Genomic DNA, 16,862 nt, shown 5'->3' with positions numbered 1-16,862 from the left:
GATTCCACTATGTACCAGGGCTCTGCTCCACTCACCAGCCGGCCCGAGTGGAAGGCACTGACAAAGCATCAGGCGGAACTGGAAAACACCCACATGCGGGACATGTTCCGTGACGACCCTGACCGGGCCAGCCGCTTCTTCATCCGCGGTGGCGGTCTGTCACTGGACTATTCCCGCAATCGCATGACCGACGACACCATGACAAAGCTGATGGCTCTGGCCAGGAGCTGTGGTGTGCCGGAGCGCACCGAGGCGATGTTTCGCGGCGACCACATCAATGTGACGGAGAAACGCCCGGCATTACATGTTGCCCTGAGGGACAACAGCGGTGAACCCATTTATGTGGACGGCACCAACATCACGCCGGAAGTGGAAACCACATTGAACCGCATGGAACAGTTCGTGGACGATGTGCTCAGCAAGCGCTGGCAGGGCCACACCGGCAAGCCGTTCACTGACGTGGTCAGTATTGGTATTGGCGGCTCCTTCCTGGGCCCCAAACTGGTGTCTGAGGCCCTGCGTCCCTACGGGCACGGCCAGTTGCAGTGTCACTACGTGGCCAATATAGACGGCACCCAGATTGCAGAAGTACTGCGCCGGGTAAATCCGGAAACCACCCTGTTCCTGATCCAGTCCAAGTCCTTCCGCACCCAGGAAACCCTGGAGAACAGCAAGGTAGCCAGGGCCTGGTTCCTGGACAACGGCGGCAGCGAGAACCAGATCGCCAAGCACTTCGTGGCAGTCACCGCGAACACGCCGGAAGCGATCAGCTTTGGCATGTCCGAAGACAATATCTTCCCCATGTGGGACTGGGTTGGCGGGCGCTACTCGCTGTGGTCCGCCATCGGCCTGCCGGTCGCGCTGACCATTGGGATGAAGAATTTCCGCGCGCTGCTGTCCGGTGCCAACGCCATGGACCAGCACTTCCGCACAACGCCGCTGGAGCAGAACCTGCCCGTGGTGATGGCCATGCTGGGGCTCTGGTACAACAATTTCTGGGGCGCTGAAACCTACACCATCCTGCCCTATGACCACTACCTGCGCAGCCTGCCGGCGCACCTGCAGCAGCTGGACATGGAAAGCAACGGCAAAAGCGTTACCCAAAACGGCGAGCCGCTGAACTATCAAAGCGGCCCGGTGATCTGGGGCGGAGTCGGCGCCAACGGTCAACATGCTTTCCATCAGTTGCTGCACCAGGGCACCCGGCTGATTCCGGCAGACTTCATTATCCCCCTGGAAACCCACAACCGGGTGGCGAGCCATCACGTCACCCTGTTCGCCAATTGCCTGAGCCAGTCACGGGCGCTGATGTCCGGCAAGAACCTGGACGAGGCGAAAGCGGAACTGCAAGCCGAAGACATGAGTGCAGACGAGATCGACAAGCTGGCCCCCCACAAGGTGATCCCCGGCAACAAGCCCAGCAATACCCTGCTGATGGACAAATCAACTCCGCAAACCGTGGGTGCCCTGATTGCACTCTACGAGCATCGCACCTTTGTGCAGGGCATCATCTGGGATGTGGATTCATTCGATCAGTGGGGTGTGGAACTGGGCAAACAGATGGGCAAAGGCATTCTGGACCGCCTCACCGGAGACACTGCGGAAAGCTCCGCGCCCAGCGACAGCTCAACGGACAATCTGATCCGGATGTTCCGCTCACACCACTCGCCCTGAGGCAGGACAGCGGACTTACCTGGCAGTGGCCCGCGAAATCAACCGGCCCTGCCAGGTAAAATCCACCGGCCAGAGTTTCTGGTCACGATCGTAAGCCTGCCACAGCGCGTCGTAACGCTTGCCACAGACCGGATGGACATCGGCCGGTGCAATTTCTGCCAGTGGCATCAGCACAAACGCGTTCTTCAGAATTTCGCCACGGGGCAGCTCCACGCCATCGATCCTGCCCACCTCGTCATCGTAGGTGAGGATGTCCAGGTCCAGGGTTCGGGCACTGAATTTAGGCACATCACGCCGCCGGCCATTATCCGCTTCCAGTTGCTTGAAACGGGCCGACAGTTCCGCCACGGTAAGCCCCGTATCGACACCCACCACCAGGTTGTAGAAGGGCGAGCCGTCAAAGCCGACGGATTCGCTTTCGTAAACCGAGGAGATCAGCAGTTGGTCAAACCAGCTATCCAGCGCATTCAAGGCCGCGGTGATATAGCGCTCGCGGTCGATGTTGCTGCCGATACTGATATACACCCTTGGCATCAGCGGCTTCCCCGTTCGATCTTCACACCAACGGTCGCTGCGGCCGGCACCGCACCGGGTTTGCGCAGCGCCAGCTTTAACCAGCGCACGCCGAACTCGCCCTGCAATAAGTCAGCGATGCCTTCGGCGGCGGTTTCCAGCAAACGGGGACGGGCCTGGACCAGGTAGTCTGAAACCCGCTCACTGACCAGCGCATAGTCGAGCGCATCGCTGACGTTATCCGAGGCTGCAGGCACCCGGTTGTCCCAGGCCATCTCCAGATCCACCAGCAGCCGCTGGCTGACTTCCCGCTCCCAGTCGTAAACGCCGATGATTGCCTCAACGGCCAGACCTTCGATCAGTACACTATCGGTCAAGGATGGCGCTCCCGGGATTACACTCTTTGCTGATTGAATAACAGGCAGGCAGCGGATACTGTGTAATTTCTGGCCTGCACCATCGTGGGGCCGGCATTTTCTCACAAATGACCAGCACGCGTCTTTGCGTCTTTACCATTTTGCCAGTGAACACCGCTGATGAGTTATCTGAGTGACCCGGTACTGACAGTTCTGCTCTGCGCCCTCGCCTATCTGGCGGGCTCGGTGCTGTTTGCGCTGCCGGTCTGCCGGGCATGGCACCTGCCGGACCCACGAGCCCTGGGCTCGGGTAACCCCGGCGCCACCAACGTCTACCGTGCTGGCGGCTGGCCACCGGCGGCAATGACACTGGTGCTGGACGCGGCCAAGGGATGGCTGCCGGTGTGGCTGGCCCACCAGGCAGACCTGACCATTCTCTCCCAGGCCATAGTGGCGCTGTGCGCGGTAACCGGGCACATGATTCCGCTGTTCTATCGCTTCAAAGGCGGGAAAGGCGTGGCCACGGCGCTGGGGGCGGGCCTGGCACTGGCGCCGGTCACCACACTGATGCTGGCCGCCATCTGGGCGCTGGTGATGTGGCGCTGGAGAATTTCAGCGCTGGCTTCCATCATTGCCATTGTCAGCGGCCCGATTATCAGTGCGCTGATCGAGCCGGAAACCCTGCCCCTGTTCGGCCTGCTGGCGATACTGATTGTGGTGCGCCACCGCAACAACCTGATTCGTATGGCCCAGGGCCGGGAACCGGGGTTCTAATCCACGAGCCCGTTCGCCCGCGGCTCACCCACCGGCGGCAGGGTGTTCATGGGCCAGCGCGGCACTGCCACGATCCGGTCACCATCCTGCTGCCCCGCCTTCATGCGCTGACAACCGGCATAGGCAATCATGGCGCCGTTATCGGTGCAGAACTCGGGGCGGGCGTAAAATACACCGGCGCGAAGTTTTTCCGTCATCTTCTCCAGCCCTGCCCGCAGCCGCTTGTTGGCACTTACACCACCGGCAATCACCAGGCGTTTGCTGCCGGTCTGTTCCAGGGCGCGGCGGCACTTGATGGTGAGGGTGTCCACCACTGCCGCTTCGAAAGCCAGAGCGATGTCTGCACGGGTCTGCTCATCCAGGCCACCGGCCTTTTCTGCGGCTGTCACGGTATTGAGAGTGAAGGTCTTCAGCCCGCTGAAACTGAAATCCAGCCCCGGCCGGTCGGTCATCGGGCGCGGGAAACGATAGCGCCCTGGCGTGCCCTTCTCTGCCAACGCCGCCACCCTTGGCCCGCCAGGATAGTCCAGCCCCAGCATCTTGGCGGTTTTGTCGAACGCTTCACCAGCCGCGTCATCCACGGACTCACCCAGCATTTCATACTCGCCAATGCCATTGACCAGCACCAACTGCGTATGCCCACCGGAAACCAGCAAGGCGACAAAGGGAAACGCCGGAGGATTCTCCTCCAGCATCGGCGCCAGCAGGTGGCCTTCCATATGATGGACACCCAGCACCGGCACCCCCAGCGCAAACCCCAGGGCATGGGCCACGGAACCGCCTACCATCAGCGCACCCACCAGGCCCGGGCCCGCCGTATAGGTAATGCCCTCGATATCGCTGCGAACCTTGCCCGCGTCTGCCAGTACCTGGTCGCACAGCGGCAACAACTTGCGTACGTGGTCGCGGGACGCCAGTTCCGGCACCACGCCTCCGTAGTCCGCATGCATGGCAATCTGACTGAACAGGGCATGTGCCAGCAGGCCCTGTTCACTGTCATACAGGGCAACGCCGGTTTCATCACAGGAGGTTTCAATACCGAGAATCAGCATAAATAAGGGCCACAACTCCAGGCTGGTAGAATACAGCGGAGCATTTTAGCAGAAACCCGAAAGCCCCCGTCAGTTTCATCGAACAAACATTGACCTTGGCCATGGGCAAGCGCTATCATTGCCGGCCTTAAATAAGCACTGGTCGAGTTTTAGCCAATCTGGCCAGGTATCGAGTCGATTTGACGGACCGGTCGATCAGACAAAACAGAAACCGAATCAATCAGGTAGGTGATTTTCGAATGCCAGCTGTTAAAGTGAAAGAGAATGAACCGTTTGACGTAGCCCTTCGTCGCTTCAAGCGCTCCTGCGAAAAAGCAGGCGTGTTGTCGGAAGTACGTCGCCGTGAGCACTACGAGAAGCCGACAGCCGTGCGCAAGCGCAAGGCAGCTGCAGCCGTCAAGCGTCATCTCAAGAAGCTTCAGCGGGAACAGCGCAAGTTCGAGCGTCTGTACTAAGCTTTACCCGGACGCCGCTTGACTGCAAGCCTATAATCGCCTGTATAGCCGCAGGTTGCACAGAGCGATACCCAAATGCCGCCGAGGCCTGGCTTCGGCGGCATTTTTGGCTGTACTTGCAGGCCCGGCATTTTCCGCGCGACCGGAGACATCATGAGTGGACTGATCCCACAACGCTTTGTTGAAGACCTGCTCGACAGGATAGACCTGGCCGAGCTGATCGGATCACGTATCACCCTGAAAAAGGCCGGCGGCAACTACAAGGCCCGCTGCCCCTTCCATGATGAAAAAACGCCGTCTTTCAACGTTCGGCCGGACAAGGGCTTTTACCACTGCTTTGGCTGTGGCGCCCATGGCGATGCCATCAGCTTTGTCCGCGAGTTCGACGGCCTGGGGTTCACCGACGCGGTTGAGGAACTGGCCCGGCGAGCCGGCATGGAAGTGCCCTACGACCAGAGCGCGCGCCAGGAAATACAACAAGCGCGAACACTGACAGATGCCCTGGACTACGCCAGCCGCTTCTACCAGTCCGCGCTACGAGGCCAGCAAGGTGAATTCGCCCGGGACTACCTGAAGCAACGGGGCCTGGACGACAGCATTATCGAACAGTACATGCTGGGCTACGCCCCTGGCACCGGCACAGCGCTTTTTGACAGCGCCAGCAAAGACCTTCAAGGGCCGCTGATTGAAACCGGTACTGTCTCCGACCGTTACGGCCGGCCACGGGATTTGTTCCGCAACCGGGTGATGTTCCCGATCCGCAACAGCCGCGGCCGGACCATTGCCTTTGGCGGACGCACCCTGGGTGACGACAAGGCCAAGTACATCAACTCTCCAGAGTCTGATGTCTTTCATAAAAGCCGCGAGATTTACGGCCTTTACGAAGCCAAGCAGTCGATCCGCCAGCTGGACAAACTGCTGGTGGTGGAAGGGTATATGGATGTCATTGCCCTGGCGCAGAACGGCATCCACTTCGCAGTGGCGACACTGGGCACGGCGACAAATCAGGACAGCCTGTCAGCCCTGCTGAAACAGGTGCGCCATCTGGTGTTCTGTTTCGACGGCGACCAGGCCGGTTACCGCGCAGCCGACAAGGCGATGGAAAACGCCCTGGAATTGCTGACCGACGGGCTGCATCTGCAGTTCCTGATGATGCCGGACGGTGAAGACCCGGATACGCTGGTACGCAAGGAAGGCGCGGACGCGTTCCAGAAGCGCATCGACGGTGCCACGCCCCTGTCCCGCTACCTGTTTAACCGGCAGAGCGAAGGGCTGGATCTGACGCTGCCGGAAGACCGGGGCGAGCTGAAGGCACGGGTAGAGCCGCTGCTCAAGAAAATGCCCCGCAGCACCCTCAGGGATGCCATGTGGCATGAGATGCTGAGACTGTGCGGCAACAACCGCGGTGACTGGCAGAACCGGCGCCAGCAGAACGGCAAGGGTGGATACGGCGAACGCCGGGTACAGGAACAACGGATTGACGTAAAACTCAGCAAGGATACCCAGCTTTGCCTGGCCCTGCTGGAAGCACCGGACATGGCCAGCGAAATTGCCGAACTGAGCAGGAGCAGCCGCCAGTACCGGCAGGCGGGCCAGTTTGCCGGCTGGATTCTGGAGAACGCCATCGCAAACCGGCGCTCCCTGACACGCCAACTGGCCACGGACAAGCGGGCCAGGGAACAGTTCTACGGTCTGTTCGACGGAATTGAACACGTGCCGGCACGGGAGCAGACCCTGGCAGGCGCCCGGGAGATGCTGAATCCGAATCAGGAGGTGGCACGCAAGCAACGGCTGGCGTCCCTGCTGTCGGAAAAACGCAGCCTTGCCGACCTCACCGCTGAAGAGCGGCAGGAACTGAAGGCACTGTCCGGACAGAACGACGACTGAACAGCGCCAGAAGCACAGGGCCGGCGGGCCAGAAAACGCAAAAACTGCAGCCGGAAAGGACACTGCACTTGAAACTTGCAGTGTTGATCACCATCTAACCATCCGGTGGCAGACCAATAGCGTGACAGCTATAATGGCTGTTTAACTTTTTTACTTTTACCAGCGAGTCCACAGGGTGTCTATGTCAGGCAATTCGCAGAAATCACGTTTAAAAGATCTCATTGCACGAGGCAAAGAGCAAGGTTACCTGACTTACGCCGAGGTAAATGACCACCTCCCGGAAGACATAGCTGACCCGGACCAGGTCGAAGACATCATTCGCATGATCAACGACATGGGCATTCAGGTGTCGGAAGTTGCACCGGACGCAGACACGCTTCTGATGACCGACGGCGATTCCACCGCCGACGAAGCCGCTGCTGCAGAAGCCGCTGCCGCACTCGCTGCCGTAGAATCCGACGCCGGTCGCACCACCGACCCCGTCCGCATGTACATGCGGGAAATGGGCACCGTGGAACTGCTGACCCGTGAAGGTGAAATCGTCATTGCCAAGCGCATCGAGGAAGGTATCCGCGATGTGATGGCCGCCGTTGCACACTTCCCGGGCATCACCGGCACCGTTATCCAGGCCTACGACCGCATCATCGAGAACGAAGGCCGCCTCAGCGACATCGTATCCGGCTTCCTCGACCCGGACGGCGCCGAGCCGTTCATGGACGAAGACAACACCCCGGACACGTCCAGCAGTTCTGACGACTCATCCGACGACGATGACGATGACGACAGCGAAGAAGAAACCGAGAGCGGTCCGGATCCGGAAGAAACCCGCCTGCGCTTCGAGCTGCTGAAAGAAAAGCTCGACGCCGCCGACGAGTGCCTGGCCAAACACGGCCGTGGCCACAAGAAAACCCAGGAAGCCCTGAACGAGCTGGGCCAGGTGTTCGCACCTTTCAAGCTGGGCAACAAAGCGTTTGATGAGCTGGTGAACGTGGTCCGCTCCACCAACGACCTGGTCCGTGAAAACGAGCGTGCGATCATGAAAATCTGCGTACGCGAGTGCAAGATGCCACGCAAGGATTTCATCAAGACGTTCCCGGGCAACGAAACCAGCCTTGACTGGGCCGAGAAGATTTCCAAGAGCAAGAAGCCCTACGCTCCGCTGATCGCCGAGCGCATCGACGAAATCGTCCGTCTGCAGAAGCGCATCGCCAACATCCAGACCGAAGTGGATCTGGACGTTTCCGATATCAAGGAAATCAACCGCCGCGTTTCCATCGGCGAAGCCAAGGCCCGCCGTGCCAAGAAAGAAATGGTGGAAGCCAACCTGCGTCTGGTTATTTCCATTGCCAAGAAGTACACCAACCGCGGCCTGCAGTTCCTGGACCTGATCCAGGAAGGCAACATCGGCCTGATGAAGGCCGTCGACAAGTTCGAGTATCGCCGTGGCTACAAGTTCTCCACCTACGCCACCTGGTGGATTCGTCAGGCCATCACCCGCTCTATCGCGGACCAGGCCCGCACCATCCGTATTCCGGTGCACATGATCGAAACCATCAACAAGCTCAACCGTATCTCCCGCCAGATGCTGCAGGAGATGGGCCGCGAGCCCACCCCGGAAGAGCTGGGCGAGCGCATGGAAATGCCCGAGGACAAGATCCGCAAGGTATTGAAGATCGCCAAAGAACCGATTTCCATGGAAACTCCGATCGGCGATGACGAAGACAGCCACCTGGGCGACTTCATCGAAGACATCCAGGCCCTGTCACCCGTCGACTCGGCCACCGCCGAAGGCCTGCGCGAAGCCACCCGCTCCGTGCTCTCCGGCCTGACCGCCCGCGAGTCCAAGGTGCTGCGCATGCGCTTCGGTATTGAAATGAATACCGACCACACCCTGGAAGAAGTGGGCAAACAGTTCGACGTGACCCGTGAGCGAATCCGCCAGATCGAAGCCAAGGCCCTGCGCAAACTGCGCCACCCTTCCCGCTCCGACCACCTGCGCGGCTTCATTGACGACCAGGGCAACGGATAGCACCACAACAGTAGCGGGCGCCACCCCTCACCGGTATAATGGCGCCCGCTTTGTTGCTCCCGCCCGGGAGAAACACCCCGAAAAGCAAACCTTTAAGCAGCATTCGCTGATAAAAGGGCCTATAGCTCAGTTGGTTAGAGCAGAGGACTCATAATCCTTTGGTCCCTGGTTCGAGTCCAGGTGGGCCCACCATTTTGCAGATACTTAATTATCGACTGCCCAGAGTCTAGACCTGCTGGTGGCCAACATAGCGTCAGCATGACAACTTCACTGACACCTTTCCAAACATGCGTTAAAATGCCTTCGCTTGCCAAAAGCTGGTGACAGGACTGATTAGGCATCCGGGACGGGGGAAGATACTTCAGTGGCTTTCAACCCATAGCGACTGTAAATATTCCTGACAAATAAAAAGGCCGCTGATTCTCACCAGCGGCCTTTTATTTTTGCGTTCAGCTATTCGTAATTAGACTAGCTTTTGATCGCACCCTTGCGGCGGGAAAACAGGCCCAACAAACCCAGGCCAAGCAGAGCGAGCGTGCCGGGCTCTGGCACCGATACGGTACTATAGCCATAGGCCTTATCACTGCCCTCGCAATCATTCACATCGTTAGGCAACAAATCTCCATTTCCACACAGTACCTGAGAGCGGATCGCGACCACTCCGAAATCATTCAGACCTAAACCAAAGTCAGATGTACTCCAGTTAAACGTCTGGATTCCGTCAAAACCCGTAGTGCCGAGACGGAATACTAACCCCCACGTGCCATCAAAGCCCGGGATAGTCAGCCCGCCTAGATTACATCCGGTTCCACAACTGTCGCTACTTGTATTCCGACCTGCAAGGGAAACAGTACTGTCCCCGAGAAGATCCAAAGCTCCTACTCCAGTGCTAGCAGCACCAAAGTCAATGAAAATACCCAGCGCTTCAGCATTCCAAGGATCAACAGTCAGAGAGTAGTTGAACCTGTTTGCTGTATCGTCATCAACCTTGAAAATATAATTGCCTGTGCCGTTTTCGTTTGTCTCCCAGGTGTCATACGTCATAGCACCTGCATTTACAGAGCCCGCTGCTGCAATAGAACCCACGGCAAACAGCAGCGACAACAGCATTCCTTTTGTTTTCATTTTCCGTTCCTCCATTAATTGGACCGAAAATCACCTTGAAGACAATCTTCCCCGACTCCGGCGCCAAGTTTCTAGAGCAACTCTAAGCATTTAATGGACCACTACAGGAAGAAATTTACGCATCAAACACTTACAAATACAGAGCACAGCTTTCGCAAAGGCCTCTCGTAAAGTTTTTCGACGCTCACTCATTCCCTTAACGCATTCCTTTCCTGCGACTTACAGGTTCAGCGTCCTAGCGAACCTTGTACCACTTCCTCAAGAACCTAGACCTAAGAATCCAAATGGCCGTCAGACCCAGCGAGCTACGTAAACCATTTCCGATCATCAAATAAGCCTCTGCCCATTACTCACCTCATGATCAGGACTAACCAACGTTATCGCACCCTCATCCGTCTGGATGCCGGTCACCAGGCATTCGGAAATAAAGGGACCGATCTGTTTGGGCGGGAAGTTGGTCACGGCGAGCACCTGCTTGCCCAGCAGCTTTTCAGAATCGTAAAGATCCGTGATCTGGGCACTGGATTTGCGAATGCCTACCTCCGGGCCGAAATCGACTTTCAGCTTGTACGCTGGCTTGCGAGCTTCCGGGAATTCGCTCACTTCAATGATGGTGCCGATTCGCAGCTCTACGTTCTCAAAGTCTTCCCAACTGATCATGCCTGGGGTTTCCTCGGGCCGGTTAAGTAATGGGGTTATTGTCGGTGGTCTGCCAGCAGGGTTCCGACGGTGAACGCGACGTCCTCGTGGACTGCGTCCCGCCAGGGTTCCGCCAGCGCTTCAGCTTCCCACTGTTGCATGCTGCCTAACGCCAGAATTCTCTCCACGTAAGCGGCTGATTCGTCGCTCAGGTCCAGCCCATAGGTGCGCACCCGGAATACCACCGGGGCGAAGAAAGCGTCTACGGCGGTAAACCGTTCACCAGCCAGAAAGGGGCCACCAAACTGCTTCAGACCATCAAGCCAGAGACTGTCAATCCGGTCGATATCCTTTTGCAGGCTCCCACTGGTAGTGTTCATGCGGATACGCAGGCCCACGTTCATGCTGCAAAGATCTCGCAACGGCTGGAATCCGGAGTGCATTTCAGCGGCCGCACAGCGGGCCCAGGCACGGGCCCTGGCCTCCGAAGGCCAGACATCGTCATGCCGCTCCGCCAGGTACTCGATGATTGCCAGAGAGTCCCAGACGGTTGTGTCCTGGTCGATGAGGCAGGGGACCTTGCCACTGGGGCACTGGCGCCGAAATGCCTGCCAGGACGGTTCGTCACCAAACACGACCATCTGTTCGTCGAACGCAATGCCCAGTTCCTTCATCAGAACCCAGGGCCGTAACGACCATGACGAGTAATTCTTGTTGGCGATATGAAGGGTATACATCCGTGTCTTCATCCTATGGTGACGTGGCTGTTGTTGCCGAATACTTTGGCTTCGTATACAACTAGTACAAGCCCGTTAAAAATAACACAAGGAAAGCACCATGCCCTTCTCTTCCCACCATATTGATGAACTCAACCTGCTTGCCATGTTTGACCTGTCTTCCGCGCAGGAAGGCATCAAGGTTCACCAGCATTCGGCAGCACCGGAGTTGGTTGCTGCGGCTGAACGCCTATACTCCAAGGGGCTGATCACTCAGAAGGATGGCGGTTACCTGACAAGCCTGGGTAGCGAAACAGCGGAGCATGCGCAGAGAGTCCTATCGGTGCTGTCCAGCAGCTGACACAACAGCGCGCTTTATTCTGCCGCTCTTCCTGAAGGCCCCCAACCGGGGCCTTTTTCGTCAGCGCCAAAACCTGCAACCGCTCACAACTCCCCGTAACAGAAAAAACACTTTCCGGCCTGATAAGACTCTGTATTTCCGTCATTTTTAAACCATCTTTCACTGGCAAGTGGTCATTCCGACATCAAAAGCTGTCAAGAAAGCCAACGTCCCGATAAGACAAGATCACTACACTGCTTTTCGAACAAACGTACCAACAATGGTTGTCAGCCCTGTCACCTCTCCGGTGCATGGCGAAGATCAATAACAAGACCAACGAATGGAGTATGTTTCATGGTCCCGACCCCCCATTTTTCTCTGCGCGCTTTGACGCTCGCCGTAGCAGCCGCCACTGCCGGCTTTTCATTTAGCGCCTCTGCCAGTATGGGCAACCTGGGCACTACCTACGGCGTTATGCCCGTGGATGTTGCAACCGCTCAGTCACTGTCCATGTTCAACGATCAGGTATCGGCTACTTATTACAACCCGTCTTACCTGACCAGCGACGAGCGCGGCGAGCTCACTGGTGGCATTCTTCATGCGGAGCAGGAGCTGCGCTCCAGCCGGTCTGATGCAGACGGCGATATCGTCTCGAACTCACCGAGCCAACATGTGCTGATCGGGATGAAAACCAACCTTGCCTCGCTGACCCGTTTCAAGCACCCGATTTACCTCGGCTTTATTGCCGGTGTTGAGAAATATGGCAAAGAGATGCTGGCCTTCTCTTCCGAAACCTCTGAAACCGGCCAGTACCTGCAATATGGCAAGGAGCCTCTGTTCCTGAATATCGGCGGTGCCACCCCGCTCTGGCGTGGCATTTCGGGTGGTTTTTCGGTACGCGTGACTCTGGAAGCGGCCGCACAACTGGACGCAGTGTCCACGCTTGGCGGGGAAACCAGCCGCGAGCGGCTTGCGGTTAACGCTGAACCTTCCCTGAAGTCCATTCTTGGCACCACCATCAAGTGGGGCGATACCTTCTGCCCTGACAGCGGTTGCTTTCTGGATGGCTGGGAATCGGCGCTGACCTACCGCACCAAGTCCTCCGCTTCCACGTCGGTTGACTCCAACATCATTGTTACCCAGACCATTCCGGATCCGGGCCTGAGCCTCGCGGTTGCCACTATTGATTCTTTCCAGCCCGAAACCATCGCCATTGGCACCCAATATAAAGGAGACGGCTGGCGTGTCGGTGGCAGCGTCGAGCAGCAGAACTGGTCGGAACTGGAAGACGAATTCGCCGGCGACAGCATCAAGGACCAGGAGAATGTCAGTGCCGGCAACCGCATCGGATTCGACGACACCCTGGTTCCCCGCATCGGCGCCGAATACCAGTTAAGCCGTAATTTTGCCCTCCGCGGCGGCCTGGCTTACGAAGAGTCTCCCCTGAAAACCACCCGCAACCCCGAGCTTAACTATCTGGACACCGACAAGATCGTGGCCGGCCTGGGTATCAGTGCCACCTACGAGCGCACCCGTCTGCTGGCTTATCCGGTGCGGCTGGATATTGGTTACCAGTACCAGCAGTTGCAGGATCGGGATTTCACCATCGTCGACTTTGACGGCAACGAACGCCAAACAACTGCCGACGGTGATATTCATGTAATCAGCGGCTCCATCACCCTGAAGTTCTGAGGAGAGGCTTGCCATGAAATACAATAAGACACTGGCACTGATACCCGCCATGCTGCTTGCGGCCTGCGGGGGTGATGAACAGACAGTCAACAAGCCCGCCAAACCGGGCTCCGTCGTCTACTCCTATCCGGCAGACGGGCAGAGTGAGGTCAGCCCGAAGGCCGATCTGGTATTGAGATTCTCCAATGCCCTCAGCGACAACGACGTAGCCGGAAAAATACGCATTACCGATGGCAGTACCGAGGTGGGCTTCTCGACAGAGAGTGTTGATCAGGGGCGAAGCCTGACGATCTCACCGGATGGAATGCTGCGCCCGGGCACCGAATACACCATTGAGTTCAGCGAAGAGCTCGAAGCAGAGGGTGGTCGTCTGATCGGCACACCGAACGCTATTGATGCTGAGGGCATCCAGTTCACGACCCGTGGAGCCCTCAGTGGTATCGCCGCCCTGGATAATCTTGATACCGGGTTCGCCGTAGCGGAGATGATTCCGTCCGCGAACAACACGTTCAAACCAATGAATTTTTCCACATTCCGACTGCGCCTGACTCAGGCGGTACACCCTGAGTGGAAAGAGCAAGGTGGGATCATTGAGCTCAAGGACGGCAATGGCGAGACAGTACCGGCAACGGTACTGGTCAATGGCCGCTACATCACCATCGACCCGTGCCTGGCTGACAGCCCGCAACTGTGTGGCCGTGAAGACGACGTTCTGAATTCCGGCGAGACCTATACCGTTTCTGTCCGTAATCTGCCAGGACTCCATGGTGATACCCTGGGCGAATTCACCGAAGAAGTAACCCCACGGGACACCAGCCCTACTGTTGTGCTTTTCCAGCAAGTTATCGATTCCGGACTGGGTGCCGGTGAAGACGAGGCCAGCGCCCGCCGTTCCCGGCTCAATGGCCAACTCATCAATGGCGTTACCCTGAACTCGGTATTGCAGGGCATCGCCGGGCCATCGCAGCAAACCGGCGGTCTGTTTGCGGAACTGGCCTATGCTCCCGCTTTCGAAGCCGATGAGCCCCTGCCCCTGCGGGTGCCAAAAGGCAGCGTGCTGAACAGCAGCAGCCTGGATGTGAAGATAAACGGTAGCGTGCCCGTCATCGACCCGGCCACCGGCGAGATGCAGCAGACCGGCAACATCAAAGTCACCATGCTGTCGGACGCAACCGGTTATCTGATGCCCAATCCCTATACCGATGACATGAACGCCCCACGCCACGTCAAACTGTTCATGGACGTCTCCATGAATACGGAAGAGGCACAGCCAAACGCCTCCCTGTCACAGGACCTGCTCGGCGTGGAGCTTACCGGTATCGCCATTGTGGAAGACGGCGTGCTGACCATCGATGCCATCGGCATGGTTGAACCCAACCTGCTGGGCCAGGAATTCACCGACTCCACCATCGCTTTCCGCATCGAGGCCGCGACCGATTCCACATCCGCCCTCAACGCCGCAGACCAGCGCGATAAGGAACTGGCGGACACCACCGGCCCGCAGCTTGTGAGCTGGATGCCGGGGCCGGAAAATGCGGTGCCTCCTACCCGCCAGGACATGCAGCGCCCGGGTGATCCTGTGGTGCTGAACTTTGATGAGCCGCTGGACGCGGAATCCATCGCCGACGGTATTGTACTGGATGAAGGTGGCAACCCGCTGACCACGGGTAACGGCTCGCTCAAAGCAAAACTGGACGGCACAGCTCTGATACTGAACCCGGAAGGTGGGCTTAAGCACGGGGTGGCTTATACCGTGCAGATCGACAACGCACTGACAGACTTGGTCGGCAATGGTGCCACTTCACAAATACTGAGCTTCTCGCTACCCCAAATTGATGATGGAAGTGAGCCAGTAACCCAACAATCGCCGTTTGCACTGACAACCTACCCAGGATTCCCCTGCATAACCACTGATCGCGACCTCGGAGAAAATGGCGATCACGGCTATTGCAAAGATAAGCTTTCTGAAGCCGGTAGCGATTTGCCAGAGGATCGCGAACGGGATCGCCTGCCAGTCACGACCCTGCCCGCAGACAGACCTATAGTGGTCGTGTTCTCGCAATCCATGGATCTGGACACAATTAATGATTCCACATTCATTGTCGAGGAGGTCGATGGCTCAGGTAATCGCGTTGAAACAGTTTTGGGAAGGATTGAGAAAAACAATCAACGTATCCGCTTCTACCCGGAGAAACCATGGGAGGAAGGCACACTGTACAGGTATACCCTGGTCTCTGATCAATTCGGTGACCCAGAAACCGGGGATGAGAGCTCAGCCGACTGTTCCAGGGTCATTTGCGGCGAAAACGGCAAGGCCTTCGCCGCTTCACATTTGCTAAGCCCAACGGGCAATGGAAGTGAGTCACTGGAAATTTTCTTTCGCGGACAGGCGAAGGTGGATACCGTATTCACACCCTTGCGAAATCTGCCGATCAGGGACGCCAATTCAAACTACGAGATTGATGCCTTTGAATCATTCGATTTCGAGTTTGCCAGGGATGCCGAGGGTATGGAACTTGATCACTACGTGACACCGCCTAATGCCTCGCGCCTCGCCATGGCACGCAACGCCACCGTTCTTGGAAACGATGGCGGAAGCGAACCCAATGCAAGGGTTGGGTGCAATTATGAGAACGCCGATGACTGCCCTGACAATAAATTTATCTATCAGACCTACGGACTGAACACTGAAGTTGTTGGGCCTGAGATTGATCCGGAAACCGGAGAAAAAACTGGAAGGGTTAAAGTTCTGCTTTATCCCACATTACTTGTTACCTCACCGGCAACCGTATTCTATAACCTCGCCGGCAGCCCCTCCGAGTCTTCTACTGGCCCGCAGGTATTGAGAATGCGGTATCAAGAGAAAACAGAAGACAACCCGCTGGGGCTGATTGAGGGCTATATTTCCGAGGGCGATGATGGACAACCGCAATTTGAAACCACAGCCCGCCTGATGCTCGATGCGCCGAACCTCCATCTTCCACTAGGGGAACTGGATCTGCTGGCACACAACCTGTTCAGCTATCCTTTTACCCTGGAGCTTGAGGGAGATATTCGCTTCTTCGATGACGGCCGAATGCAAATCGAGCAAAGAAATATCAATGAGCAAAATCCTGCGATAAACGTTGTGGTTGCGGGCAGTAGCGATGCAACCACGACCTTCCTCGGCCTGGTAAGCTGCCTTGGCGGCATCTTCACTGGAACTGGCACCGATTCCTGTGATGAGTTCAGCAACGGAGATGGGTCAGCAGTGAAGCTGCCGCTGGAAATTCCATATCACGGCTTGTATCTCAACTTCATATCCAACCCCATAAAAGAAATTCCAGCAGAGTACTAACTTCAGGCTCCGCTACTTATCGCCAGCCTTCGGGCTGGCCTTTTTTATGGCCGGTAAAGCCAAAAACCGGTTTTCCCCTCGCCTGAATTTCCTGCTAATCTGGTTGCCTGTTGAAACTAACTCCCAAGTCCGGGGCCAAGCGGGGACGGTGTTCCGAAACCGTGCGGAGCCAGGGATGGCGGAGCCCGAGCGTACAGGGACGTATTCACAGCGTGTTTCGGAACACCGTCCCCGTTTGGCCATGCTCAGAGCAAGACAATAAAAACCAGTTTG

14 protein-coding genes and 1 tRNA gene are annotated in these 16,862 nt (G+C 57.3%); 9 read left to right on the top strand and 6 right to left on the bottom strand.

Annotation, left to right across the window (positions count from 1 at the left end; all coding sequences use genetic code 11):
* The first annotated feature begins 9 nt into the window (after positions 1–9).
* Entirely contained in the window at positions 10–1,674 is a 1,665-nt protein-coding gene (gene pgi / locus FDP08_RS16135) for a glucose-6-phosphate isomerase (RefSeq protein ID WP_137437137.1), read from the top strand.
* A 15-nt stretch (positions 1,675–1,689) separates the two neighbouring features.
* On the opposite strand, the gene folK is transcribed toward pgi, so the two are convergent.
* Both folK and folB read right to left on the bottom strand, forming a co-directional pair.
* Positions 1,690–2,208 (bottom strand): 2-amino-4-hydroxy-6-hydroxymethyldihydropteridine diphosphokinase, encoded by a 519-nt coding sequence (gene folK, locus FDP08_RS16130; RefSeq protein ID WP_137437136.1) that lies wholly within the window; start codon positions 2,206–2,208, stop codon positions 1,690–1,692.
* A complete protein-coding gene (gene folB / locus FDP08_RS16125; RefSeq protein ID WP_137437135.1) occupies positions 2,208–2,564 on the bottom strand; it encodes a dihydroneopterin aldolase in 357 nt (118 codons plus the stop codon). The genes folK and folB overlap by 1 nt, the downstream gene beginning before the upstream one ends.
* 159 nt (positions 2,565–2,723) lie before the next feature.
* Here folB and plsY point away from each other — a divergent pair, with 159 nt between their 5' ends.
* The gene (plsY, locus tag FDP08_RS16120) at positions 2,724–3,317 is read left to right on the top strand and encodes a glycerol-3-phosphate 1-O-acyltransferase PlsY (protein ID WP_137437134.1); all 594 of its coding nucleotides are present in this window, start codon (positions 2,724–2,726) and stop codon (positions 3,315–3,317) included.
* Here plsY and tsaD read toward each other — a convergent pair.
* Positions 3,314–4,369, bottom strand: coding sequence for a tRNA (adenosine(37)-N6)-threonylcarbamoyltransferase complex transferase subunit TsaD (gene tsaD, locus FDP08_RS16115; protein ID WP_137437133.1), 1,056 nt, complete (start codon positions 4,367–4,369; stop codon positions 3,314–3,316). The genes plsY and tsaD overlap by 4 nt on opposite strands.
* A gap of 239 nt (positions 4,370–4,608) precedes the next feature.
* Between tsaD and rpsU the strand changes: the two genes are divergently transcribed.
* The 4 genes from rpsU to FDP08_RS16095 all read left to right on the top strand — a co-directional run bounded on the left by rpsU (position 4,609) and on the right by FDP08_RS16095 (position 8,932).
* Positions 4,609–4,824: a 30S ribosomal protein S21 gene (gene rpsU / locus FDP08_RS16110; protein ID WP_007153483.1), complete on the top strand. Its 216-nt coding sequence runs from the start codon at positions 4,609–4,611 to the stop codon at positions 4,822–4,824.
* 153 nt (positions 4,825–4,977) lie between these two features.
* Positions 4,978–6,711 carry a DNA primase gene (dnaG, locus tag FDP08_RS16105; protein ID WP_137437132.1) on the top strand — a complete coding sequence of 578 codons (1,734 nt, stop codon included), beginning with the start codon at positions 4,978–4,980 and terminating at the stop codon, positions 6,709–6,711.
* Positions 6,712–6,892: 181 nt separating this feature from the next.
* Positions 6,893–8,740 carry an RNA polymerase sigma factor RpoD gene (rpoD, locus tag FDP08_RS16100; protein ID WP_137437131.1) on the top strand — a complete coding sequence of 616 codons (1,848 nt, stop codon included), beginning with the start codon at positions 6,893–6,895 and terminating at the stop codon, positions 8,738–8,740.
* Between the two features lie 115 nt (positions 8,741–8,855).
* Positions 8,856–8,932: transfer RNA gene (locus FDP08_RS16095), tRNA-Ile, on the top strand.
* Between the two features lie 276 nt (positions 8,933–9,208).
* Here FDP08_RS16095 and FDP08_RS20385 read toward each other — a convergent pair.
* The 3 genes from FDP08_RS20385 to FDP08_RS16080 all read right to left on the bottom strand — a co-directional run bounded on the left by FDP08_RS20385 (position 9,209) and on the right by FDP08_RS16080 (position 11,241).
* Entirely contained in the window at positions 9,209–9,865 is a 657-nt protein-coding gene (locus FDP08_RS20385; RefSeq protein WP_206077300.1) for a PEP-CTERM sorting domain-containing protein, read from the bottom strand.
* 327 nt (positions 9,866–10,192) lie between these two features.
* On the bottom strand, positions 10,193–10,525 hold the full coding sequence (locus FDP08_RS16085; protein ID WP_137437130.1) for a tRNA-binding protein: 333 nt from the start codon (positions 10,523–10,525) through the stop codon (positions 10,193–10,195).
* A 35-nt stretch (positions 10,526–10,560) separates the two neighbouring features.
* The gene (locus FDP08_RS16080; protein ID WP_137437129.1) at positions 10,561–11,241 is read right to left on the bottom strand and encodes a glutathione S-transferase family protein; all 681 of its coding nucleotides are present in this window, start codon (positions 11,239–11,241) and stop codon (positions 10,561–10,563) included.
* A 100-nt stretch (positions 11,242–11,341) separates the two neighbouring features.
* Here FDP08_RS16080 and FDP08_RS16075 point away from each other — a divergent pair, with 100 nt between their 5' ends.
* The 3 genes from FDP08_RS16075 (at position 11,342) to FDP08_RS16065 (ending at position 16,589) form a co-directional block, all read left to right on the top strand.
* A complete protein-coding gene (locus FDP08_RS16075; protein ID WP_137437128.1) occupies positions 11,342–11,581 on the top strand; it encodes a TIGR02647 family protein in 240 nt (79 codons plus the stop codon).
* A gap of 333 nt (positions 11,582–11,914) precedes the next feature.
* Positions 11,915–13,252, top strand: coding sequence for an alkane uptake protein AupA (gene aupA / locus FDP08_RS16070; protein ID WP_137437127.1), 1,338 nt, complete (start codon positions 11,915–11,917; stop codon positions 13,250–13,252).
* 13 nt (positions 13,253–13,265) lie between these two features.
* On the top strand, positions 13,266–16,589 hold the full coding sequence (locus tag FDP08_RS16065; RefSeq protein ID WP_137437126.1) for an Ig-like domain-containing domain: 3,324 nt from the start codon (positions 13,266–13,268) through the stop codon (positions 16,587–16,589).
* Positions 16,590–16,862 lie beyond the last annotated feature (273 nt).

Origin of the sequence: Marinobacter panjinensis, from assembly GCF_005298175.1 — a bacterium.
GTDB lineage: Bacteria > Pseudomonadota > Gammaproteobacteria > Pseudomonadales > Oleiphilaceae > Marinobacter > Marinobacter panjinensis.
The sequence above is the reverse complement of the archived record's forward strand: the minus strand, read 5'-3'. Positions and strand labels throughout refer to the sequence as shown.